The sequence below is a fragment of the Sinisalibacter lacisalsi genome, assembly GCF_014640115.1.
Lineage (GTDB): Bacteria > Pseudomonadota > Alphaproteobacteria > Rhodobacterales > Rhodobacteraceae > Sinisalibacter > Sinisalibacter lacisalsi.
In genome coordinates, this window is record NZ_BMGI01000005.1 from 83,142 (window position 1) to 105,254 (window position 22,113).

The window sequence follows — 22,113 nt, forward strand, 5'->3', positions numbered from 1 at the left end:
CGTCACTCTCCCGCCTCGAGACCGAGCACCGCGCCGGCGTAGCCGGCCCGATCGAACAACTGCGCCGCCGCGCCATCGAGATAATTCGCCAGCGGGCCGGCGAACACGGCGAGCCCTGCGAGCATCGCCAGCGCCGCCATCGTGGGCGCAACCTCCAGCGCGCGCGCGGCCGGCGCGGCGGCCTCACCCTCGACCGGCTCGGGCGGCTCGACGGCGGTGGACTTCCAGAACAGGATACTGCCCGCCCGCGCAAGCCCGACGATGGTGAACAGCGAGCCGAGCAGGATCGCGCTCCAGGCCCAGCCGATCTGGCCCGGCGCGCGCAGCGCGTCGAGCAACAGCAGCTTGCCGAGGAACCCGCTGAGCGGCGGCATCCCCGCCACGCCGATCGCCGCGCCGAAGAACAGCGCCGCGAACAGCCCGTGCTGCACCGTCACCGGCTGGGCGGTGAGGGCGCCGTTTTCGCGCCGCGTCAGCACCAGGTCGGCGGCAAGGAAGAGCGCGGCGGCGGCGAGGGTGGAGTGCACGAGGTAATAGAGCGTGGCGGTGGTGGCCTCGGGGCTGAAGGCGGCGACGCCGAGCATCAGGGTGCCCATCGAACCCACCACCGTGAAGGCGATGAGCGGCATCAGCCGGCGCGCGCCGAGCACGCCGAAAGCACCGATCGCGATGGTGACGATCGCGCCGGCGAACAGCCATGTGCCCGCCAGCCCGTCGGTCGCCGCCGTTTCGGGGCCGAAAATGGTGGTGTGGATGCGGATGATCGCGTAGGCGCCCACCTTGGTCATGATCGCGAAAAGCGCCGCCACCGGCGCCGGGGCGTTGCCATAGGCGCCGGGCAGCCAGAAATGGATCGGGAAGATCGCCGCCTTGATCGCGAAGACGATCATCAGCAGCATCGCCGCGAGCCGCACCAGCGCGGCTTCCTCGATCGGGATCTCGGCCACCCGCAGGGCAAGATCGGCAATGTTCAGGCTGCCGGTGCTGGCGTAGAGCACGCCGAGCGCGAAGAGAAACAGGGTCGAGCCGACGAGGTTGATCACCACGTATTGCAGGCCCGCGCGCATCCGGTCGCGCCCGCCGCCATGGATCATCAGGCCGTAGGAGGCGATCAGCAGGATCTCGAAGAACACGAACAGGTTGAACACGTCGCCGGTGAGGAAGGCCCCGACGATCCCCATCAGCTGGAACTGGAACAGGGCGTGGAAATGCCGCCCGCGCGCATCCCAGCCCGTGGCGACCGCGTGCACCAGCACGATCAGCCCGAGCAGGCTGGTGAGCAGGATCATCAGCGCCGAGAGCCTGTCGAGCACAAGCACGATCCCGTAGGGCGCGGGCCAGTCGCCGAGGCGGTAGACCATGGTTTCGCCGCCCGCGGCGAGCGACACGAGCCCGGCCGCGAGCGCGACGAGCGCCACGCTGCCGGCAAGCGAGAAGCTCCGCGCCAGCGGCATGTCGTGGCGCATGACGAAACCGATGAGCGGCGCGAGCAGCGCGGGCAGGATGATCGGGGCGATGATCCAGTGATTCACTTCGGCGCCTCCTCGGACCCGGGCTCGTCATCGCGGTCCAGCGGTTCGTCGTCCATGTCGATGCGGTCGCTCCTCGAATTCAGGTAGGCCCCGAGCGCCACCATCACCAGCACCGCCGTCATCCCGAACGAGATGACGATGGCGGTCAGCACCAGCGCCTGCGGCAGCGGGTCGGTATAGGCGGTATCGGCGTATTTCGACAGCACCGGCGGCAGGTTGATCGCCAGCCGGCCGGACGCGAACAGGAAGATGTTGACGCCGTAGGTCAGCAGCGCGAGGCCGAGGATCACCGGAAAGGCGCGCAGGCGCAGGATCAGGTAGACCCCGCCGGCGGTCAGCGCGCCGATCGAACTGGCAACGAGGAATTCCATCTCAACCACCCTTCCCGTCGGCTTCGGCTTCGGCCCGCGTGCGCGGGTCGAAATCCATCGGCTCCAGGTTCACCGTTTCGCCGGCATGGCGGGCGAGGCGCGAAAGGCTGTGCAGCATCAGCATCACCGCCCCGAGCACGGCGAGGAAAACGCCGAGATCGAAGAGCATCGCCGTGGCCAGTTCGAACTCCTCGATCGGCGGGAAATGCACGTAGCCGAAGGCGCTGGTGAGGAAGGGCTTGCCGGCGAGCCAGGCCCCGGCCCCGGTCAGGCCCGCGATCACCACGCCCGAGCCGATCAACGAATGGTATTCGAATTTCCGCCGCGCCTGCGCCCAGGCGAAACCGGACGCCATGTATTGCATCAGGAGCGCGATCGAGATCACCAGGCCGGCGACGAAGCCGCCGCCCGGCTGGTTGTGCCCGCGCAGGAAGATGTAGACGCCGACAACCACGGCGATCGGCATCATCACCCGGGTCGCGATCACCATCATCAGCGGGTGACGGTCGCGCGAGCGATCGGGCTCGTATTCGATCTGGCGCAACCGCCGCGACGCGGTGCCGTTGAGCAGCGCCTCGGTCAGCGCGTAGATGACGAAGCCGGCGATGCCGAGCACGATGATCTCGCCGTAAGTGTCGAAGCCCCGGAAGTCCACGAGGATGACGTTGACCACGTTGGTGCCGCCCCCGCCCTCGTAGGAATTGGCGAGGTGGTAATCGGAGATCGCGTCCACGTCGCGCAGCAGGAAGGCGTAGGCCACCGCCCCGACGCCGCCCCCTGCGGCGAGGGCGAGCAGGCCATCGCGCAGACGCCTCGCCGGGCTGCTCTCGACCGGCGTTTGCTTGGGCAGGAAGTGCAACGCCAGCAGCAGCAGGATGATCGTCACCGTCTCGACAGAGATCTGCGTGAGCGCGAGATCGGGGGCGGAGAGGTAGACGAAGCCGACCGAGATCATCAGCCCGATGATGCTGATGATGACCAGCGATTGAAACCTGTGCCGGTGCGTGATCACCACCGAAGCGGTTGCGACGATCAGCAGCACCCAGCCGACCGCCACCACCGGCGGCACCGGCAGCGGCGTGCGGGTGGGCGCGGCAAGCCCGCCGCCCGACCAGGCGATCGCGCCGAGCGCGACCGAGGCCGCCACCATGATCGCGAGGTAGCGCGAAAGCACGCCGTCGTGCAGCGTCTCGCTGATCATGCGCGAAAGGCGCACCGCCGCCCCCATGATGGCATCGAAGATGGCTTTCGCCTCGGGCCGCGGCGCCGCATCCCAGGCGCGGGCGAGCGGGCGGTGGAGCCAGAGCAGAACCGCGCCGCCGAGCACCGCGATGATCGACAGCCAGAGCGCCGGCGTCAGCCCGTGCCAGAGCTTCAGGTAGGGGCTCATCTCGGTGCCGGTCACCGCGCTCACCGCCGCCGCTACCACCGGCTCGGCGAGGAACGGCATGACCCCGATCAGCACCACGATCACCGCGAGCAACGCCGGGGCGAGATACATCCCCGCCGGCGGGTCATGCGGCTGGCGCGGGTAGTCGTCGCGCACCGGGCCGCCGAACACGTGCACGATGAAGCGGAACGAATAGGCGACCGAGAACAGCGCCCCCAGCGTCGCCAGCGCGGGCACGATCCACGGGTTCTCGAACCACGCTGTATGCGCGGCTTCCTCCAGCATCATCTCCTTCGACACGAAGCCGTTGAACAGCGGGATTCCGGCCATCGAGAGCGCCGCCACCGTGCCGATCACCGCCGTCACCGGCATCAGGCGGGCCAGCCCGCCGAGACGCTTGATGTCGCGGGTGTGGGTTTCGTGATCGACGATCCCGGCGATCATGAACAGCGCGGCCTTGAATGTGAGGTGGTTGATGACGTGGAACACCGCCGCCACCGCCGCCGCCGGGGTGCCGAAACCGAGCAACATGGTCAGCAGCCCGAGGTGCGACACGGTGGAGAAGGCCAGCAGCGCCTTGAGATCGTCCTTGAACAGCGCGATCACCGCGCCGATCACCATGGTGACCAGTCCGGTGGTGGCGACGAGGTAGAACCACGCGTCGGTGCCCGCCAGCGCCGGCCACATCCGCGCCAGAAGGAATACCCCCGCCTTCACCATCGTCGCCGAATGCAGGTAGGCCGAAACCGGCGTCGGCGCCGCCATCGCGTGCGGCAGCCAGAAGTGGAACGGGAACTGTGCCGACTTGGTGAAGGCGCCGATCAGGATCAGGATCAGCGCCGGCAGATACCACTCTGAGGCGCGGATCGCCTCGCCGGATGCGAGAATGTCGGTCAGGTTGTAGCTGCCGGCGATGTTGCCGAGGATCAGCATCCCCCCGATCATCGCCAGGCCGCCGCCGCCGGTGACGGCCAGCGCCATCCGCGCGCCGCGGCGCCCCTCGGGAAGGTGCTTCCAGTAGCCGATCAGCAGGAAGGAGGAGAGGCTGGTCAATTCCCAGAAGATCAGCAAAAGCAGGATGTTGTTCGACAGGACGATGCCCAGCATCGCACCCTGGAACAGCAGCAGGTAGGTGTAGAACTGCCCCATCGGATCGTCGCCCGAGAGGTAGAACCGGGCGTAGAGCGTGATCAGCAGCCCGACGCCGAGGATCATCGCCGCGAACAGAAGCCCAAGCCCGTCGAGGAAGAAGGAGGCCGAAAGGCCGAGTTGCGGCAGCCAGACCAGCTCCGCCTCGATCACCTCGCCGCGCAGGACCGCCGGGGCCAGCAGCATCAGAAGGATCAGTGCCAGTGCCGTCGGAACGGCGGTGAAGGTCGCGCAGGCGTTGCGCCCGGCGCGGATCATCACCCCCGGCACCAGGGCGCCGATGAATGGCAGCAACGCGATCACAAAAAGGAATACGCCGCCGTCACCCATGCCCCGCACCGCTCTTGTTGATTCTGAACTTCACGGCCAAAGATGGCGTCCGCCCATCGGGAGTGCAACCCGAAGACGGATGGCCCGCGTTCAACAAAATGTCGGCTGGCGGGCCAGCCGCCCCCGGCGGCTCAGCGGACGACGTAGACCGAGGCGCTGGAGTGGCGCACCACCCGCGCCGCGTTCGGCCCCAGCAGGTAATCCTTCAGGTCAGGCCGGTGCGCGCCGAGCACGATGAGATCGGCGCCGTCCTTCTCCGCCGTCTCGAGGATCTCGTGGTAGGCCGAGCCGACGCCGATGATGTGGCGCACCTTCTTGTTGGCTTCAGCGCCGATCGCCTTTTCGACCAGGTCGTTGAGCATCTGCCGCGCGGCTTCGACCGCTTTCCTGGTGTGGTCGGCATCGAAATAGCCGCCCACCCAGCTCATGCCGAAATCGGGAATGACGGTGATGATGTCGAGTTGCGCGGCTTCCATCTCCGCCAGCCGGTGGGCCTGTTGCAGCACCTTGATCTCGGTTTCGGGCCGGTTGGCGTCGACGGCGCAAAGGATCGTCTGGATCATGCCGGTTCTCCTTGTGGCATCGCCCTGGCCCGGCGTGACTGGATCAGCGCGATCAGCCCGAGCAGGATCAGGGTCGGAATGAAGATGAGTTCCTTGGGCAACTGGTCGGCCGGCGCGCGCACGGCGGTGATCTCGACCCGGTCGTCGGCGTAGAAATCGAAGCTCGAAAGCCGCTCCGCGATCGGCGTGCCGAACATCGGCTCGTCGAGTATCGCCCGCTCGCCCTCGGGCATCACGATCAGGCCCAGCGCATCGAGCCTGGCGGCGCCGTCCGCGCCCTCCGGCACGGTGATCACCAGGGTGTAATCCTTCATCGCGAAGGTATCGAAATCGGGGCCGGCGATCACCATGCGCAACTCGTCACCCGGATCGGCCTCGGCGAGGGCCGCCTCGATCTGCGCCGGGGCGATCTCCTCCCACGGCGGCTGGATCTGGTCCATGAAGAACCCCGGCCGGAACAGGGCGAAGGCGATGCCGAGCAGGGCCACGGTTTCCCAGATCCGCGAGCGCGTCACGAACCAGCCCATCGTCGCCGCGGTGAACACGAGGATGCCGATGGTCGCGACGATGAACACGAGGATGCCCTGCATCCATGTCACGTCGATCAGCAGGAGATCGGTGTTGAAGATGAAGACGAAGGGCAAGACCACGGTGCGCAGGCTGTAGAAGAAGGCGGTGAAGCCGGTCCGGATCGCGTCGCCCCCCGACACCGCGGCGGCGGCGAAGCTGGCGAGCCCCACCGGTGGCGTCACGTCCGCCATGATCCCGAAGTAGAACACGAAGAGGTGCACGGCGATCAGCGGCACCACGAGGCCCGACTGCGCGCCCAGTTCGACGACCACGGCCACCATCAGCGAGGAAACCACGATGTAGTTCGCCGTGGTCGGCAGGCCCATGCCGAGGATCAGCGACAGGATCGCCACGAAGACCAGCATCAGGATCAGGTTTCCGCCGGAGAGGAATTCGACGAAATCGGCCATCACCTGCCCGATCCCGGTCAGCGAGACGGTGCCGACGATGATGCCGGCGGTCGCGGTCGCCAGACCGATGCCGATCATGTTGCGCGCGCCCGCGATCATGCCGCCGACGAGGTCGGCCAGGCCTTCGCGCACCCGTCCGAGCGCATCGCCCTCGCCCCGGAACAGCGCCTTGAGCGGCTTTTGCGTGAGCAGGATGAAGAACAGCAGGAACGTGGCCCAGAACGCCGAGAGCCCGGGCGACTTGCGCTCGATCATCAGGAAATAGACCAGCACGATGATCGGGAGCAGGTAATAGAGCCCGGTCTTGAAGATCTTGGAGACCTCCGGCAGTTCGACGACCTCGGATTTCGGATCGTCCAGTTCGAGATCGTCCTCCTGGGCGGCGAGCCAGACGAGGCCGAGGTAGACCAGCCCGATCAGCAGCGTGAGCACCCATCCCGCGCCCTCGGGCACCAGCGCCACCACCGCACGCACCGGGTACTGGATGCTGTAGCTCAGCAGCGCGAAGCCGGCGAAGAAGGCGAACATGCCGCCCGCCGTCCGGCCGAGCGAAACCACCCGGTCGCCTATCGTGGGCATGTTGTTCTTCACCGCTTCGAGATGCACGATGTAGATCAGCGCGATGTAGGAGATCACGGCCGGCAGAAAGGCGTGGGTGATCACCTCGACGTAGGAAATGCCGACGTATTCCACCATCAGGAAGGCCGCCGCCCCCATCACCGGGGGCATGATCTGGCCGTTGACCGACGAGGCCACCTCGACCGAGCCGGCCTTCTCCGAGCTGAACCCGACCCGCTTCATCAGCGGGATGGTGAAGGTGCCGGTGGTCACGACGTTGGCGATCGACGAGCCGGAGATCAGGCCGGTCGCAGCCGAGCCGACGACGGCGGCCTTGGCCGGGCCGCCGCGCAGGTGGCCGAGCGCGCCGAAGGCCATCTTGATGAAGTAGTTGCCCGCCCCTGCCCGGTCGAGCAGCGCGCCGAACAGCACGAAGAGGAAGACGAACTTGGTCGACACGCCGAGCGCGATACCGAAGACGCCCTCGGAGGTGATCCACATGTGGCTCATCGCCTTGCGCAGGCTGGCGCCGGCCCACTGGATCTGGTCGGGCACGAGGTCCGAGGAGCCGAAGAAGACGTAGAGCAGGAAGATCACCGCGAGCACGACCATCACCGGGCCGAGAGTGCGGTAGGCGGCGATGAACAGGAACACAAGCCCCGCCACCGCGAACCATGCGTCGGTCGCGTCCGCGAGGCCGCCGTTCGAGACGATCTTGTCGTAGAAGGCATAGCCGTAGAGCGCGAGCGCCGCGCCGCCGACGGCGAGCACCCAGTCATACCACGGGATCCGGTTGCGCGGGGCGCTGCGGAACAGCGGATAGGCCATCGCCGACAGGAAGATGGCAAAGGCGAGGTGTATCTGGCGCGCGTTGTTGATCAGGTCGGCGGGCAGGATGTAGGGCGAGACGGGCGATGCCAGCAGCACCTGGAAAACCGACCATGTGAGGGCCACCGCAGCGATGAAAATGCCGAGCCCGCCGGGAACGCTGCGCGCGCCGCTGTCGCTGGCGGCGACGAGATCCTGCAATTCCTGTTCGCTCAGATTGCGCTTTTCGCTGTCCGACATGATCCCCGTCCCGGCGCTTGCGGCCTTGTTCTGTGAAAAATCATTTCATGAAAAATCCGGGGGGCGGCGCATCGTCCGCCCCCCGGCCGGAGACAAGGCTCAGTCGAGCCAGCCGCGCTCGCGGTAGTAACGCTCGGCGCCGGCATGCAGCGGTGCCGAGAGACCATCGGCGATCATTTCGCTTTCCTTGAGGTTGGCGAAGGCGGGGTGGAGGCCCTTGAACTCGTCGAAGTTGTCGAACACGCCCTTGACCAGCGCATAGACCGCGTCTTCCGAGACGTCGGCCGAAGACACCAGCGTCGCGCCGACGCCGAAGGTCTGCACGTCATCGGGGTTGCCGCGATACATGCCGCCGGGAACCGTGGCGACGCGGTAGAAGGAATTGTCGGCAACCAGCTGTTCCACAACCGGCCCGGCAACCTCGACCAGCACCGAGTCGCAGGCCGTGGTGGCTTCCTGGATCGAGCCCGAGGGGTGGCCCACGGTGTAGACCATCGCGTCGATCTGGTTGTCGCACAGCGCCGCCGACTGCTCGGCCGCCTTCAGCTCGGTCGCCAGCGCGAAGTCGTCGGTGGTCCAGCCCCAGCGTTCCATCAGCACTTCCATCGTGCCCCGCTGGCCGGAACCCGGGTTGCCGATGTTCACGCGCTTGCCTTCGAGGTCGGCGAAGGTCTTGATCCCGGAATCGGCGCGCGCGACGATGGTGAAGGGCTCGGGATGGATCGAGAACACCGCGCGCAGGTCTTCGTTGGCGCCCTGGTCGGCGAAGCTCGAGGTGCCGTTATAGGCGTGGTAGTGCCAGTCCGACTGCACCACGCCGAATTCCAGCTCGCCCTCGCGGATGGTGTTGAGGTTGTAGACCGAACCACCGGTGCTTTCGACCGAGCAGCGCACGCCATGGTCGCGCCGGTCCTTGTTGACGAGGCGGCAGATCGCGCCGCCGGTGGGGTAATACACGCCGGTCACGCCACCGGTGCCGATGGTGATGAACTCCTCGGCGACCGCCGCAGGCGCCATGAAGGCGGCGGCGGCAAGGCCAGCGAGGCCGATCCTGAGTTGTTGATTCATTGCTTTCTCCCTTGTGAATCAGGTTCTTGTTGAAGGTTCAGGCCGGTCGGCCGTCGATGACCTCTTCAAGGTCACGGTTGCGCCGCTCGACCTCGGCGATCCGCCGGGTCGCTTCCGGCCCGGCGTGACGCGCGACCATGGCCATGATCGTTTCGATCAGGAACAGGGTCGCCACGTAAGACGAAAAGAAATTCGGACTGTCGGAGGGCACGATGAAGCCCGAATGCGCCGCGCGCAGCGCCGGGCAGGTGTGGCTGTCGGTCACCACCACCACGAACACGCCCTGCGCGCGCGCCATCTCGGCTGCCTGGATGGATGCCCGCGCATAGGGCGGCTTGGTGATCACGAAAAGCGCATCGCGCTCGTCGAGCCCGCACAGGGCGCTGCCGAGCGATGCCCCCATGCGGCCGGCCTGCTGCCAGTTCTCGGCGAGAAAATTGGCCATGTAGGTGCTGTATTCGGCGATCCCGGTCGATCCGAGCCCGCCCATCACCACCACCCGGCGCGCATGGCACAGGCGGGCCACGGTGGCGTCGAGCTGGGCGCCGTCGATCTCGCTGGCGAGGTTTTCGATATTGGCCACCGCCGCGTCGCGATTGCGCTGCAACAGCGTGCCCGGCTCTTCGCTTGGCGCCCGCTGCAACGCGTCCGCCCGCGAGGCGAAGGAGGTCACCCGCCGCCCGATCTGCGCGCGCATCGATTCGCGCAACGCCTCGAAGTTCTCGTAATCCAGCGCCTTGGCGAGACGGGTGAAGGTGGCGGGGGCAAGCCCGCTCTCGTCGGCCACCGACCGCAGGCTGCGCGTGGCGGCGTCGATCGGATGGCCCACGAGGTAATCCCCGGCCTCTTTCAGCCGTGCACTGAGTTTGCCGTAGCCATCGGCAAGCCTGTGCTCAAAGCTCGGTTCCATTGCGATCAGACTCCCCTCCGAAAGGAAGCGTTTCATTTGTTTCACATATTGTCAATATTTGGTTCATGTGTTTCAAATGCTCGGAAGTTTCGGAGCCGATCATGAGCCACGTCTTTCACCGCCACACCCGCAAAATCCCGCCCGTCGCCGTCTCCGGCGAGGGGCCCTACATCGTCGACAGCAGCGGCAAGCGCTACCTCGACGGCTCGGGCGGCGCCGCCGTCTCCTGCCTTGGCCACTCCGACCGCGAGGTCATCGCCGCGATGACGGCGCAGGCGGGGCAGATCGCCTTCGCGCATACCGGGTTTTTCACCTCCGAGCCCGCCGAACGGCTCGCCGACCGGCTGATCGCCCATGCCCCCGAGGGCATCGAGAAGGCGTATCTCGTCTCGGGCGGATCGGAGGCGGTCGAGGCGGCGCTGAAGATGGCGCGGCAGTATTTCGTCGAAACCGGCGAACCGGGGCGCACCCGGTTCATCGCCCGCCGGCAGAGCTACCACGGCAACACGCTGGGCGCGCTGGCCACCGGCGGCAACGCATGGCGCCGTGCCCCCTTCGCGCCGTTGATGGCCGAAACCTCGCATATCTCCCCCTGCTACGCCTACCGGGGGCAATTGCCCGGCGAAGGCCTGGAGGACTACGGCCAGCGCGTGGCCAATGAACTCGAGGCCGAATTGCTCCGGCTCGGGCCGGAAACGGTGATCGGCTTCGTCGCCGAGCCGGTCGTGGGTGCCACGCTGGGCGCGGTGCCGGCGGTGCCGGGCTATTTCAAGCGCATCCGCGAGATCTGCGACCGTTACGGCTGCCTGCTGATCCTCGACGAGGTGATGTGCGGCATGGGGCGCACCGGCAGCCTGTTCGCCTGCGAGCAGGACGGCATCGTGCCCGATATCGTCACCATCGCGAAGGGGCTGGGCGCCGGCTACCAGCCGATCGGTGCCGCGCTCTGTTCCGGCAAGATCCATGCCGCCTTCGAAAACGGGTCGGGCTTTTTCCAGCACGGGCACACCTACATCGGACACCCCGTCGCCTGCGCCGCCGCCGACGTGGTGGTGCAGAAACTCACCGAGGGCGGGCTTACGGCGCGCGCCGCCGAACTGGGCGAAACCCTCGACGCCGCGCTGCACGACGCCTTCGGCGATCACCCGCACGTGGGCGACATCCGCGGGCGCGGCATGTTTCGCGGGCTCGAAATCGTGCGCGACCGTGACAGCAAGGACCCGTTTCCGCCGGAACGCGCCGTCAATCAGGCGATCAAGCGGGCCGCTTTCGAGGCCGGGCTGATCTGCTACCCGATGGGCGGCACGATCGACGGCCGCTCCGGCGATCACGTTCTGCTCGCGCCGCCCTTCATCCTCGAACCGGCGCAGATCGGGGAACTCGTCGACAAGCTTTCCACCGCGCTCAGCGAGGCGCTGTGATGGCGCTCCCCCGGCTGATGGTCGCCCCCAACGGCGCGACCCGGACCAAGGCCGACCACCCCCGCCTGCCGCTCAGCCTCGACGAGATCACCGAAACCGCGCGGGCCTGCCGCGACGCCGGCGCTGACGGGCTGCACCTGCACCTGCGCGACGACGAAGGCGGCCACCTGCTCGACACCGGCGCCTACCAAGAGGCGCTCGCCCACCTCGCCACCGCGGTGCCGGGGATGGCGGTGCAGATCACCACCGAGGCCGCCGGGCGCTACGAGCCGGGCCACCAGCGCCACGTCGCGCTGCATTCCGGCGCGCAGATGGTCTCGGCCGCGCTGCGCGAGATCGCCCGCGACGACGAGGCGCGCGCGGCACGGTTCTACGCCGCCTGCGCCGAGCAAGGGATCGCGGTTCAGCACATCCTCTATGCGCCCGAAGACGCCGAGCGGCTGGCCCGGATCCTGCCGCGGGGCCTCTTGAAGGCGCGCGATCTGCAACTGATCTTCGTGCTCGGCCGCTACCTGCCGGGCCAGTCTTCCACGCCCGATCTCCTGACCCCTTTTCTCGACTGGATGACGGTGGCGGACCTGGCGCCCGATTGGGCGATCTGCGCCTTCGGACAGGGCGAAACCGCCTGTCTGCGCGCGGCGCACGCCGTGGGCGGCAAGCTCCGGGTCGGGTTCGAGAACGCGCTGGTGCATGAAGACGGGCGCACGGCGCGCGACAATGCCGAGCGCGTCGCGGCCATCGCCGCGATCACCGGGCCCGCGCGGTGACCTCGCGCACGCCCCGCACGAAGCGCCGCGCGCCGCCGCCCAGCCGGTTGACTCTGCGCGCGCGGCGGTGAACCGTTCAACGGGCCATGAGACAGGACGCAATGAAACGAGGGGTCGCCGCCGTCGCACTTGTGCTGGCGCTTGCAAGCGGCGCGCAGGCAGAGGGTGACGACGCCCTGTCGCAGGCGCGGGCGGCTCAGGCGCGGCTTGATTTCGCGGCCGCCTATTCCGCGCTCGCCGCCGCCATTGCCGAGCGCCCCGACGCGCCCGACGCCTACCTCGCCCGCGCCGCGCTGCATCGCACGCTCGACCGCCCGGCGCTGGCGCTCGCCGATCTCGACCGTGCCCGGCGCCGCGCGCCGGAGGCCCCCGAGGCCGAGGTGGCCACCGGCGATATCTGGCTTGAAAACAACGCCTTCAGCCGCGCCATCCGGGCTTATGACGCGGCCCTCGCCCGCGCCCCGGATCACCTCCCCGCGCTCGTCGGGCGGGCCCGCGCCTACACGCGGGCGGGCCTTGTCGGCAACGCCCTCGCCGACTACGACCGCGCCCTCGCCCTCGCCCCGGACGACGCCGCGCTCGCGGCGGCGCGCGACGCGATCGTGAACGCCCGCGCGGCGCGGCAGGCCGAGACGATCCGCTATGATCCCGCGGCGCTGATGGCGCCCGAGTTCCGGATCGAGCAGGGCCCGCCCGGCGCCGACGCCCATCTCGTGATCGTCGAGGTCGGCACCGATCTCGCCGCGCGCAACGCGGAGCCAGACCCGGCCGCCCTTGCCCGCGCCCTCGAAACCGGGGCGCTGCGGCTGACCCGCCTGTTCACCTACACCGGCGAAGACAGCGCGATCTGGGCCAATCTCGCGCTGATCTGCGGCGGCAGCGAGGCCTTCGAGACGCTGCGCACCACGTTCCGGGGCGAGGCCGGCCGCACCGCCCTCGCCGCGATCGGCGCCTCCGGCGATCTGGCTCCGCTCAAGGCCCTGGTGGCGGAGGCCTACGCGGGCGCGGGCGTCGATGCGGCCCGCGTCGAGAGCTGCGCCTTCGATCGCGGCATGGCGCTGCGCTACCTCGCGGACTGGAGCGAAAAGCACGACAGCCACGCCTGGAAAGGGGTGAATTTCTACGATTACTGGCCGGTCCTTGTCTGGAACGACGCGCCGCTCCCGGCCGACGAGGTCAATGCCCGGCTGCAGGCCCTCGCCCCGCCACCCGAGGCGAGCATAGTCGCGGAACCGGTCGCGGTGGCGACGGAGGACCCGGGCGAGGATGACGCGACCCCGCCGGACGATCCCGCCCCGGCCGAGGCCGTCGCGCCCGATGCGCAGGACGCCCCGGACGGGGACACCGCCGTCGATGCCCCCGCAACCGCCGATTTGGCCCCGCCGCCGATGCCCCCCGCGCCCGCCCCGGTGACGGCGCAAGGGAGCGTGCCCGCCGAACTGCGCGGCATCTACGCGCCCGGGCTGGTGGAGTGCCTCGCCTACGACGCCCGGCGCGCGGCGGCGCAACGGCTGGATGACATCCTGCCCGCGGTCAACCCGCTCGACGGTCCGCCGGTCGGCACCATCCTGCTCACCAGCCGCCGGCTGCACCTGTTCAACGCGACCGATACGGAATGCGGCCTCGCGGCCTTGCCCGAGACCGACGCGGAGGCGCCGTGGCAGGCCGGTTTCGCCTGTACCAACGCGCTGGCGAAGGGGGTGATTGCGCCGCTCGGGCTCGTCAGGGTCGACGGCGAAGGCCCCGCCCCGCGGCTCGAGGCCCGGCTTGGCGAGGCGCCGCCGGTGCCGCTGGTGCAATGCCGCGCGTTCGGGCTGCTCGGGCGCGATGCCGGCCCGCTTTGGCGTTTCGACGCGACGGAGTGCCGGTTGCGCGCCGAGGTCGCGGCGGGCGGGTTCACATTCGAGGTTGGCCCCGCCGGGCACCTCATGCTCCGGCTGCAGCCCGAGGCAGCGGGTGCCGGGGAGCCGCCGCGTCTCTGGCTCGACGGCACCGCCTGGGATGACGGCCGGCCGACCGAAACCGAGACCGGCTGGCAGGTCGATCTCGGCCCATTTTCCGGGGCCGCGGAGCGGCTTGGCCTGGGCCTGTTTCTCGAAGCGGCGGGCGGCGGCGCGCCCGGCCGGTTGCGGCTGCCCCTGCTCGGCAGCGCCGCGGCGATGGCGCAGCTGGCCGCCTGCGCGCCGGGCGCGGGCGCGGCGCCGGAGCCCTGACGCCGCCGCGCCGCCTGCCTTCCCGTCACCCCCGGTTCAGCGCGGCATCCATCGCCGGGCCGGCCTTCGCCTGGTGCGCCTCGTCGAAAAAGGTGACACGGCCACGGCCGCGATCCTTGGAAACATACAAGGCCATGTCCGCGTCGCGCATCATCCGCGTCGCCTCCGGCCGGTCGTAGTTCAGGGAACTGACCAACCCGATCGAGGCCGAGATCCGCGCCTCCCGGTCGCCGAAACGCACCGGTTCCTCGAGCCGAAGGATCACCCGTTCCGCGATCGCGACCATCCGCGACCGCTCGATGAGCCGGGTGAAGACGAGCACGAATTCATCCCCGCCCACGCGCGCGACCACGTCTTCGCTGCGGGTTTCCTCGCACAGGATCCGGGCCACCTCGGTGAGCACGAGATCTCCGGCGGCGTGCCCCAGCGTGTCGTTCACCTGTTTGAAGAAGTCGAGATCGAGGTGCATCAGGGTGAACGGAACCGCGCGTGCGATCAGCCTTTCCAGCGTCTGGTCGAGCGCGCGGCGGTTGCTCAACCCGGTCAGCGTGTCCGATCGCGCCTCGGCCTCGGCCGTCGCCTTGGCGCCGTGCAGCCGCTCGTTGAGCTTGCGGCTCTCGGCCATGGCGGCGGATTTGGCCTCGACGAGATAGAGCATTTCCAGCGTGAGATCGGTGGCGGCGAAGTCGGAACCGGCGAGGTTGAACCGCGCCACCGCATCGACCACGGCGATGCCGAAGGAGAGGTTGACGAGCACGCCCTGCCCCGCCTCCAGCGGCACCGCCGCGCCGATCAGCGGGGTTCGGTCGGGATCGCGCAGGCGCAACTGAACCTTGCGCCCGGCGCGGCGGGCGATGTCATCGAGGCTGGCGGCCTGCCGCGGGCGACGAACTTCGAACAAATCGAAAAACCGCGCGCCGACCACGCCCCCCGCGGGAAAGATCTTGCCCAGCACCGGGCCGGCATGGGTGATGACCCCGTCGCCATCCGCGACCAGGTGCATCGGCATCAACCGATCGAGCGCCGCCGGCCCCAGGCCGATTGGCAGTTCGCCGCGCATCATCCCCTCCCCCTTGTCCGGACGTTCACCCCTAGCCTGCGCGTTGGGCCAGGGCGAAGCCGCGCCCGCGGGCGAAAGCCGCCTCGAGCAGACGGATCGCGAGGTGAACGCCGCCGTCTTCGGCGCCGGTCTCCTCGACCAGCACCAGCGCACCATAATCATCCGCCATCGCGCGCAGCAGCCCCGACAGAACCGGCGCGAATTCCGGCGGCGCATCGGCCGAGTGCAGCCGGTAGTCGCCGCCGCCAAGCTCGGTGAGCGAGATTTCGGGCAGGACCAGGTCGGGCACGGCGAGGCACACGCGCCCGCTGAGATCCTCGAGCGAGGCGAGGAAATCCTCGTAGTCCACCCCGCCGAAGCGCAGCAGGCGTCGCACCCGTTCCGAGGCAGGATGGGCGACGAGAAAGGTGCCGAAATCCTCCAGCAGCGCCTCGTCGGGCTTGCCCAGAACCCGCGCCGTTTCGCGCACGAGCCGCGCCGCGAGCGCGTCGTCGTAATGAAACATCGGCTCGAAGCGCTCGATCCCGGCATCGAGCCCCTCGACGAGCGCCGCCCAGGGCGCCGCGCCGTAACTGTGGCGCACGAAACTTTCGAACGCGCAGATAACCAGGCCGTGCATGTCTCTCCGTCCTTTCCGGGGCACCCTAGCGGGGCGAGGATTAACGAAGCGCGAAGCCCGGCCGGCGGTTTCGTTCAATTTGTTTCCATTCCCGCCGGCGGGTCAGGCCGCAAGCCAACCCGGCAGATGGCCGATATCGGGCAGGACGGCGTCGGCGAGCGGGCCGAGCTCGGCCACGCCCGCGGGCCCGCTGAGCACCGCCACCACCTGCATGCCCGCCGCCCGCCCGGCGATCAGATCATGGGTGCTGTCGCCCACCATCACCACGCGGCCGGGGGCGAGCCCCGTCGCCCGGGCGAAGGCCTGGCACATCCCCGGGCCGGGCTTGCCGCCATGGCCGCTGTCGGACCCGGCGATGAAATCGAACAGTTCGAGAACCCCGGCCGCCGAAAGATGCGCGCGGGCGGGCGCCTCGGCATCGTTGGTGGCCACGCCCAGCCGCAGCCCCTGCGACCTCAGCCCGCCCAGCAATGGCGCGAGCGGCACCGCCTCGGCCATCGGCGCGAGGGCGGCTTCCTCGTTCAGCCGATCGACCAGCGCAGCGGCGGGCAGCCCGACCACGGGCGCAAGCGCGCGCGCGGTTTCCTCCGGCGTGCCTGCGATCGCCACCGAGCCGGGATGGAAGGCGCGCCCGGCGAGATCGAAGCCGACCGCCGCGGCGAGCGCGGCGCGGCGGGCCGCGTCCTGCCCGCCCCAATGCGCGATCAGGGCCTCGACCCAGGCCACCCAGGTGGCGTCGAAATCGAACAGGGTGCCATCCTTGTCGAACAGCACGCCATCGGCGCGCCGCTCAGGTCCAGTGCACATTGGCACCCCCCGGAAGCGCGGCGCGCGCCGCCATCGGCGCCTGGTAGTCGAGGCCGGCGCTGTCGCAGAAGGCGGTCACCCAGGCGTCGTCCATGGTGAGGAAGTCGAGCAGGGCGGCGAGGAAGGCGGGGTCGCGCGCACCCTCGCGCAGATCGTCCTCGCTGGCGCCGGACGCCCCGAGAAAGACGGGCAGAAGCTCGTCGTTGGCGGCAAGCCAGGCGAGCGCGCGCAGGGCGACGGTCTCGGCGAAATCGGGTGTCATGGGCAGGGATTCCCGGGCTTGGAAACTCTTTGTTAACGATTCTCAGGCAACTCTTACCAAACAAGCCGCAATTGGACACGTCCGGACCGCAGATCATGGCAGGCCGCATACTCATCGCAGATTCGACAGCCACCAACAGGATCGTCCTGAAGGTGAAGCTGGCCACCGCCCGCTACGAGACCGCGCAGGCGCTCGACGGGGCCGAGGCGCTGGCGACGGCGCGCGACATGCGGCCCGATCTCGTGATCGTCGATGCCAACCTGCCCGGCGGCGGCGGCGCCGACCTCTGCGCCCGGCTCAAGGCAGAGCCCGAGACCCGCGACATCCCGGTGCTGGTGATCGACGGCGCGCCCAGCCGCGCGGCGCGGCTTGCGGCGCTGCGCGCCGGCGCCGATGACTATCTCGCCAAGCCGCTCGACGAGACCGGGCTTCTTGCGCTGGTCCGCGCGCTGATGCGCACCCGCGCCACCCATGACGAACTGGCCCGGCGGCAGGATACTGCGGCGGCGCTCGGGTTCGCCGAACCGGCGATGGCGTTCCGGCGCCCGGCCCGGATCGGCCTGATCGCCCCCACCGTCGAAACCGCGCTTGGCTGGCGCCGCGCCCTCGGCCCGCTGTGTTCGGGGCCGCTCAGCACCTTCAGCCGCAGCCAGGCCCTCGATGCGCTCGCCTCGCGCGAGGCGCCCGACGCCTTCGTCATCGCCGCCGATCTCTCGGCCCCGGGCGACGGGCTCAGGCTGGTGAGCGAACTGCGCTCGCGCAGTGCCACCCGCCACGCGGTGATCGTGATCCTCGACGAGGCCAATGCCCCCGGCACCGTGCCGATGGCGCTGGACATCGGCGCCAATGCCGTCGTGCCGGGCTCTTTCGACGCCGAGGAGATCGCCGCCCGGCTCGAACGCCTGCTCGCCCGCAAGCTCGAAACCGACGCGCTGCGCGACAGTTTCGGCGAGCGCCTCGGCCTGGCGCTGCGCGATCCGCTCACCGGGCTCTACAACCGCCGCTACGCCGGCGCCTATCTCGACCGGATGATCGGGGCGGCGGCAGCGAGCGATCAGCCCTTCGCGGTGATGCTGCTCGATCTGGACCGCTTCAAGTCGGTCAACGACAGCTTCGGCCATGCCGTCGGCGACGCGGTGCTGGTCGAGGCCGGCAAGCGGCTGGGCGCGCACCTGCGCGAGATCGACCTGCTGGCGCGCTACGGCGGTGAGGAATTCGTCATCGCCCTGCCCGAAACCGGGCTCGAAGGGGCCTCGATCGCGGCCGAACGCCTGCGCCGGGTGATCGGCGAGGCGCCGATCGCGGTGGCCTCGCATGGCCTGGAGGTGCCCGTTACCATCTCGATCGGCGTGGCGGTCTTCGCCGGCGGGGCAGAGAGCGGCGACCTGCCCTCGCCGCACGACCTGATCGAGCGAGCCGACGCCGCGCTCTACGCCTCGAAGAGCGACGGGCGCAACCTCGTCAGTTTCGCCGGCGGCCGGGCGGCCTGACCGCGCCCGCCTCAGCGCATTCGATCAGCCCGCGCGATGCGCTGTTCCATCCGGTCGGCGAACGCCGCGCGCTCGGCCTGGCTCATGCCCGAGAGCACGTCGAGCAGCGCCCCGCGCCCGGCCTCGACACGCGCCGAAACCCGCGCCTGCTGCGCCGTCATCACTGCCTCGAGCGCCGCGCGTTCGAAGGGTTCGGCCCGCAGCGCGGCGAGAATCGTGGCGAACTCCGCCTCCAGCGCCGCCCGGTCGGGGCGAGCCGCCTCGCCGCGCGCGCGCAGCGCCGTGCCGATCTGGCCCCGCGCCTCGCGCGGCATCGCCTCGAAGAAAGGAACCAGCCCGGTGCCGTGCATAGCCGCCCGGTCGGCGGGCGGGGTGCGGCCCGCGTCGCGCCCGTCGCGCAGATGCGCGCCGGCAATCGCGCCGATGACCAGCAGGTTGAAGAACAGCGAAACCGCCAGCAGAACCCTGGGCCAGTGCCGGGGCCGGACTGCTGCCGCCGGGGTCGGGAATTCTTCGCTCATTGTCCGCCCTCCTCGTAGAACGCCGCGAGCCCGTCGTCGCCGGGCAGTATGTCTTCCAGCGCATAGATCGCCGTGCCGCCGGTTTCGGGCAACAACAGCCCGCCCGACAGGGTGTTGAGCTGGTCGGGCGAGACGAAGCCGAGCCAGACCCCGGCCAGCGTGGCCGTGACCAGACCGGCAAGCGAGGTCCAGCCGCCCAGCGCCTCGGCGAACCGCGCCCATGGCGAGGGACGCGGCGCGGCGCGCGGACGGGCCGCGGCAAGGCCAGCCTCCTGCACGCCTTGCGCGTCCGCGAGTATGCGCGCGAGCAGCGCCTCGGAGGGGGCGGGCGTCTCGGCCCGCCCGGCGGCGAAAATCTCGTCGAGCGCGATATTGCTCAGCAGGTCTTGTTCAGTCTTCGACATATCCCAACTCCTCGCGCCGTTGGCCAAGGCTGGCCGAAAGCGCCCGTTTGCCCCGGGCGGTCAGGCTCTCGACCGCCTCGACGCTGATCTCCAGAACCGCCGCAATCTCGGGGTTCGACCGTCCTTCCAGGTGGCGCATCACCACCGCGACACGCTGGCGCTCGGGCAAGGCGGCCAGCGCCTCGTCGAGCGCGCGCGCGCGCATCTCCTGCATCATCGCCTCCGCCGCGCCGGGGCGCCCGTCTTCCGGCTCCGGGATCGCGTCGAGCCCCACCCCGCGCCGGCGGCGCAGCCGGTCGGTGCAGAGATTGGCCGTCACCCGGTAGAGCCAGGTGGTCACCTTGGCCTCGCCCTGCCGCCAGTCGGGCGCGATCCGCCAGAGCCTCAGCATCGCCTCCTGGGTCACGTCCTCGGCCTCGTGCCGGTCGCCCCCGAGCATCCGCGCGGCGAAGCCCATCACCCGCGGGGCGAGCCGTGCGGTCAGCGCCATCGCAGCCGCGCGGTCGCCGTTGCCATAGGCAACCAGCAGGGCCTCGTCGGAAACCTCGCTCTGGGCGTCGAATGCCATTTTCATCACATCTCCGGCCTAGACCTTCCGCCCGAAAGCGGCAACAGCCCAAGCTCCCGGGCGGGGCCTGTCCGCGCCCGGGCCGGTCTTGTCGGCTTACCAGCGCGACTTGTGGCCACCGCGCGGACCCATGCCGCGCTTGTCGGCGCGCGCGGTGATCGCGGCTTTCGCCTCGTCGTATTCCGCCGCGCTGATCGCGTTGTCGTCGTCTGTGTCGAACCGGTCCACCACCCGGCCATAGCCCTTCGTCGGTGCAAGTTCCTCGGGCGAAAGCGCGCCGTCATCGTCCGTATCGCGGGCTTCGACGAGGCGCGCGGCCATCGCCTCGGCACGCGTGGCCGGATCGCCCCGCATCCGGTCGGCCCGGTCCTCGAACCGCGCCAGAACCTGCGCCGCGATCTCCGCCGCCTCGAGCTTGCCGTTGCCATCGGTATCGGCCTCGGCCAGCCGGGCCGCGGCGCGGGCGGCGAAATCTTCCTCGGTGATCCGACCGTCGCCGTTGGCGTCGAGCGTGGCGAAGTCGGTGGCGAAAATCCCGCGCGACCCGAAGCTGTCGGCGCCGCCGCGCGCCAGCATCGGCGCTGCCGCCATGCTCATCGCCGCGCCGGCCAGAAGCCCGATGCCCGCAATCCTGAGTGCCTGTTTCATCTGCATGTCTCCCGTATGGCCTCGATTGGCCCGTTGCCTGTTTGCCCCGGCGTTGTGCCGGGATCGTAAGTTCATACGCGGGGTCGGGCGGTTTCCGTCGCCGTGGCCGAACTGCGACATCTGGACGCACTATCGCCGCGCGCCATGTCAGTTGGCGGCGTCAATACCTATGATCATGGGCACGCGAACAGAACACCGAACGAAAGGCTGGCCTCGATGGACGCCTCAACCACTGACGATTCCATGCACCTCGCCGCCGGCGCAGCGGCGCCAGATCACGACCATGGCCATGATCGCGATCTCGGACAGGCCGCCTGGCGCGGCTTCCAGCGGCGCTGCCCCGCCTGCGGCACCGGGCCGATGATGAAGGGCTATCTGCAGGTGCGCGACACCTGCACGGTCTGCGGCGAGGAGTTGCACCATCACCGCGCCGACGACGGGCCGGCCTGGCTGACGATCATCCTCGTCGGTCACCTGATGGCGCCGGTTCTCGGCTGGGCCTTCATGGAGTTCCGCCCCGACCCGATGGTGCTCACGGCGATTTTCGCGATCGGAACGGTTGCGCTCTCGCTCTGGCTTCTGCCAAGGTTCAAGGGGCTCATGGTCGGCTTCCAGTGGGCCAAGCGGATGCACGGCTTCGCCCCCGACGCGCCCGATCCCGCGCGCAAGGGGGCGTGAACGGGAAAGGCGCGGCCGCGTGAACGACAGCGAAAAATCCAGGATCGTGCGCGATGCCGCCACGGTCGTGCTGGTCCGCGATCCGGGCGGCGACGACCCGCGCGTGCTAATGGGCCAGCGCGGCGCGCAGGCGGCGTTCATGCCCAACAAGTTCGTCTTTCCCGGCGGCGCGGTCGACCCCGACGACGCCCTCGTGCCGGTGATTGACGCGGAGGGCGAGCCCGACCACAGCCGACTGGCGCAGGATACCACCGGCCCGGGCCCGACCACGCTGCTCGCCGCCGCGATCCGCGAGCTCTGGGAGGAAACCGGCCAGATCCTCGGCGTGCCCGGTGCCTGGCCCGGCCCGGTGCCGGAAGATTGGCGCGGCTTCGCCGCCAGCGGGCACCTGCCCTCGGCGGAGGGGCTTTCGTTCATCTTCCGCGCGGTCACGCCGCCGGGCCGCCCGCGCCGCTTCGACGCGCGCTTCTTTCTTGGCGACGCGCGCCGCCTTGCCTCCGACCCGGATGATTTCTCGCGCGCCTGCGAGGAACTGGCGCATCTGCACTGGGTGTCGCTCGCCGACCTGCGGTCTTACGATCTGCCGTTCATCACGCAAGTGGTTCTGGCCGAGATCGCGCGGCGGCTGCCGAGCCTCGATCCGCCCGAAACCGTGCCCTATTTCAAGAACGATGCCGAGGAGCTGCATTTTCGCCGGCTGGGCGGGAAAGGGCCGTTCGAGGGTTGAGGCGGCTTG

Annotated in this window: 21 protein-coding genes; 6 read left to right on the top strand and 15 right to left on the bottom strand. The window is 69.5% G+C overall.

All coding sequences use genetic code 11. The features are described from left to right. Nucleotides 1-2 precede the first annotated feature (2 nt). The 7 genes from IEW01_RS14390 to IEW01_RS14420 form a co-directional block, all read right to left on the bottom strand. Nucleotides 3-1,532, bottom strand: a complete 1,530-nt coding sequence (locus IEW01_RS14390; protein WP_188528949.1) for a monovalent cation/H+ antiporter subunit D — start codon at nucleotides 1,530-1,532, stop codon at nucleotides 3-5. Then, nucleotides 1,529-1,903 (bottom strand): Na+/H+ antiporter subunit C, encoded by a 375-nt coding sequence (locus IEW01_RS14395; RefSeq protein ID WP_188528951.1) that lies wholly within the window; start codon nucleotides 1,901-1,903, stop codon nucleotides 1,529-1,531. The genes IEW01_RS14390 and IEW01_RS14395 overlap by 4 nt, the downstream gene beginning before the upstream one ends. Before the next feature lies 1 nt (nucleotide 1,904). Beyond that, the gene (locus IEW01_RS14400) at nucleotides 1,905-4,772 is read right to left on the bottom strand and encodes a monovalent cation/H+ antiporter subunit A (RefSeq protein WP_188528953.1); all 2,868 of its coding nucleotides are present in this window, start codon (nucleotides 4,770-4,772) and stop codon (nucleotides 1,905-1,907) included. A gap of 131 nt (nucleotides 4,773-4,903) precedes the next feature. Further along, nucleotides 4,904-5,335, bottom strand: a complete 432-nt coding sequence (locus tag IEW01_RS14405; RefSeq protein ID WP_188528955.1) for a universal stress protein — start codon at nucleotides 5,333-5,335, stop codon at nucleotides 4,904-4,906. Continuing rightward, the gene (locus tag IEW01_RS14410; protein WP_438810826.1) at nucleotides 5,332-7,941 is read right to left on the bottom strand and encodes a TRAP transporter permease; all 2,610 of its coding nucleotides are present in this window, start codon (nucleotides 7,939-7,941) and stop codon (nucleotides 5,332-5,334) included. The genes IEW01_RS14405 and IEW01_RS14410 overlap by 4 nt, the downstream gene beginning before the upstream one ends. A 99-nt stretch (nucleotides 7,942-8,040) precedes the next feature. Beyond that, nucleotides 8,041-9,009: a TAXI family TRAP transporter solute-binding subunit gene (locus IEW01_RS14415; RefSeq protein ID WP_188528957.1), complete on the bottom strand. Its 969-nt coding sequence runs from the start codon at nucleotides 9,007-9,009 to the stop codon at nucleotides 8,041-8,043. Nucleotides 9,010-9,046: 37 nt separating this feature from the next. Next, nucleotides 9,047-9,919 (bottom strand): MurR/RpiR family transcriptional regulator, encoded by an 873-nt coding sequence (locus tag IEW01_RS14420; protein ID WP_188528959.1) that lies wholly within the window; start codon nucleotides 9,917-9,919, stop codon nucleotides 9,047-9,049. Nucleotides 9,920-10,020: 101 nt separating this feature from the next. Here IEW01_RS14420 and IEW01_RS14425 point away from each other — a divergent pair, with 101 nt between their 5' ends. The 3 genes from IEW01_RS14425 to IEW01_RS14435 all read left to right on the top strand — a co-directional run bounded on the left by IEW01_RS14425 (nucleotide 10,021) and on the right by IEW01_RS14435 (nucleotide 14,320). Continuing rightward, entirely contained in the window at nucleotides 10,021-11,340 is a 1,320-nt protein-coding gene (locus IEW01_RS14425; RefSeq protein WP_188528961.1) for an aspartate aminotransferase family protein, read from the top strand. Then, nucleotides 11,340-12,107, top strand: a complete 768-nt coding sequence (locus tag IEW01_RS14430; protein ID WP_188528963.1) for a beta-keto acid cleavage family enzyme — start codon at nucleotides 11,340-11,342, stop codon at nucleotides 12,105-12,107. Before IEW01_RS14425 ends, IEW01_RS14430 begins: the two co-directional genes overlap by 1 nt. An 86-nt stretch (nucleotides 12,108-12,193) precedes the next feature. Further along, the gene (locus IEW01_RS14435) at nucleotides 12,194-14,320 is read left to right on the top strand and encodes a tetratricopeptide repeat protein (RefSeq protein WP_229738289.1); all 2,127 of its coding nucleotides are present in this window, start codon (nucleotides 12,194-12,196) and stop codon (nucleotides 14,318-14,320) included. A gap of 25 nt (nucleotides 14,321-14,345) precedes the next feature. Here IEW01_RS14435 and IEW01_RS14440 read toward each other — a convergent pair whose 3' ends face one another. The 4 genes from IEW01_RS14440 to IEW01_RS14455 all read right to left on the bottom strand — a co-directional run bounded on the left by IEW01_RS14440 (nucleotide 14,346) and on the right by IEW01_RS14455 (nucleotide 17,068). Beyond that, nucleotides 14,346-15,380 (bottom strand): diguanylate cyclase domain-containing protein, encoded by a 1,035-nt coding sequence (locus tag IEW01_RS14440; RefSeq protein ID WP_188528975.1) that lies wholly within the window; start codon nucleotides 15,378-15,380, stop codon nucleotides 14,346-14,348. Between the two features lie 31 nt (nucleotides 15,381-15,411). Next, entirely contained in the window at nucleotides 15,412-15,999 is a 588-nt protein-coding gene (locus tag IEW01_RS14445) for a heme NO-binding domain-containing protein (protein ID WP_188528977.1), read from the bottom strand. Between the two features lie 102 nt (nucleotides 16,000-16,101). Next, on the bottom strand, nucleotides 16,102-16,806 hold the full coding sequence (locus tag IEW01_RS14450) for an HAD family hydrolase (protein WP_188528979.1): 705 nt from the start codon (nucleotides 16,804-16,806) through the stop codon (nucleotides 16,102-16,104). Continuing rightward, nucleotides 16,790-17,068, bottom strand: a complete 279-nt coding sequence (locus tag IEW01_RS14455; protein WP_438810827.1) for a DUF3572 domain-containing protein — start codon at nucleotides 17,066-17,068, stop codon at nucleotides 16,790-16,792. The genes IEW01_RS14450 and IEW01_RS14455 overlap by 17 nt, the downstream gene beginning before the upstream one ends. A gap of 95 nt (nucleotides 17,069-17,163) precedes the next feature. On the opposite strand from IEW01_RS14455, the gene IEW01_RS14460 reads away from it, so the two are divergent. Then, nucleotides 17,164-18,558, top strand: a complete 1,395-nt coding sequence (locus IEW01_RS14460; protein WP_188528987.1) for a diguanylate cyclase — start codon at nucleotides 17,164-17,166, stop codon at nucleotides 18,556-18,558. Between the two features lie 11 nt (nucleotides 18,559-18,569). On the opposite strand, the gene IEW01_RS14465 is transcribed toward IEW01_RS14460, so the two are convergent. The 4 genes from IEW01_RS14465 to IEW01_RS14480 all read right to left on the bottom strand — a co-directional run bounded on the left by IEW01_RS14465 (nucleotide 18,570) and on the right by IEW01_RS14480 (nucleotide 20,699). Then, on the bottom strand, nucleotides 18,570-19,079 hold the full coding sequence (locus IEW01_RS14465; RefSeq protein WP_188528989.1) for a periplasmic heavy metal sensor: 510 nt from the start codon (nucleotides 19,077-19,079) through the stop codon (nucleotides 18,570-18,572). After that, nucleotides 19,076-19,483, bottom strand: a complete 408-nt coding sequence (locus tag IEW01_RS14470) for a dihydroorotate dehydrogenase (RefSeq protein WP_188528991.1) — start codon at nucleotides 19,481-19,483, stop codon at nucleotides 19,076-19,078. Before IEW01_RS14470 ends, IEW01_RS14465 begins: the two co-directional genes overlap by 4 nt. After that, nucleotides 19,470-20,057, bottom strand: coding sequence for an RNA polymerase sigma factor (locus IEW01_RS14475; protein ID WP_188528993.1), 588 nt, complete (start codon nucleotides 20,055-20,057; stop codon nucleotides 19,470-19,472). Before IEW01_RS14475 ends, IEW01_RS14470 begins: the two co-directional genes overlap by 14 nt. A gap of 90 nt (nucleotides 20,058-20,147) precedes the next feature. Continuing rightward, entirely contained in the window at nucleotides 20,148-20,699 is a 552-nt protein-coding gene (locus IEW01_RS14480) for an EF-hand domain-containing protein (RefSeq protein WP_188528995.1), read from the bottom strand. A 243-nt stretch (nucleotides 20,700-20,942) separates the two neighbouring features. Between IEW01_RS14480 and IEW01_RS14485 the strand changes: the two genes are divergently transcribed. Both IEW01_RS14485 and IEW01_RS14490 read left to right on the top strand, forming a co-directional pair. Beyond that, a complete protein-coding gene (locus IEW01_RS14485; RefSeq protein ID WP_188529537.1) occupies nucleotides 20,943-21,377 on the top strand; it encodes a DUF983 domain-containing protein in 435 nt (144 codons plus the stop codon). Between the two features lie 19 nt (nucleotides 21,378-21,396). Continuing rightward, nucleotides 21,397-22,104, top strand: a complete 708-nt coding sequence (locus tag IEW01_RS14490; RefSeq protein ID WP_188528997.1) for an NUDIX hydrolase — start codon at nucleotides 21,397-21,399, stop codon at nucleotides 22,102-22,104. Nucleotides 22,105-22,113: the final 9 nt, after the last annotated feature.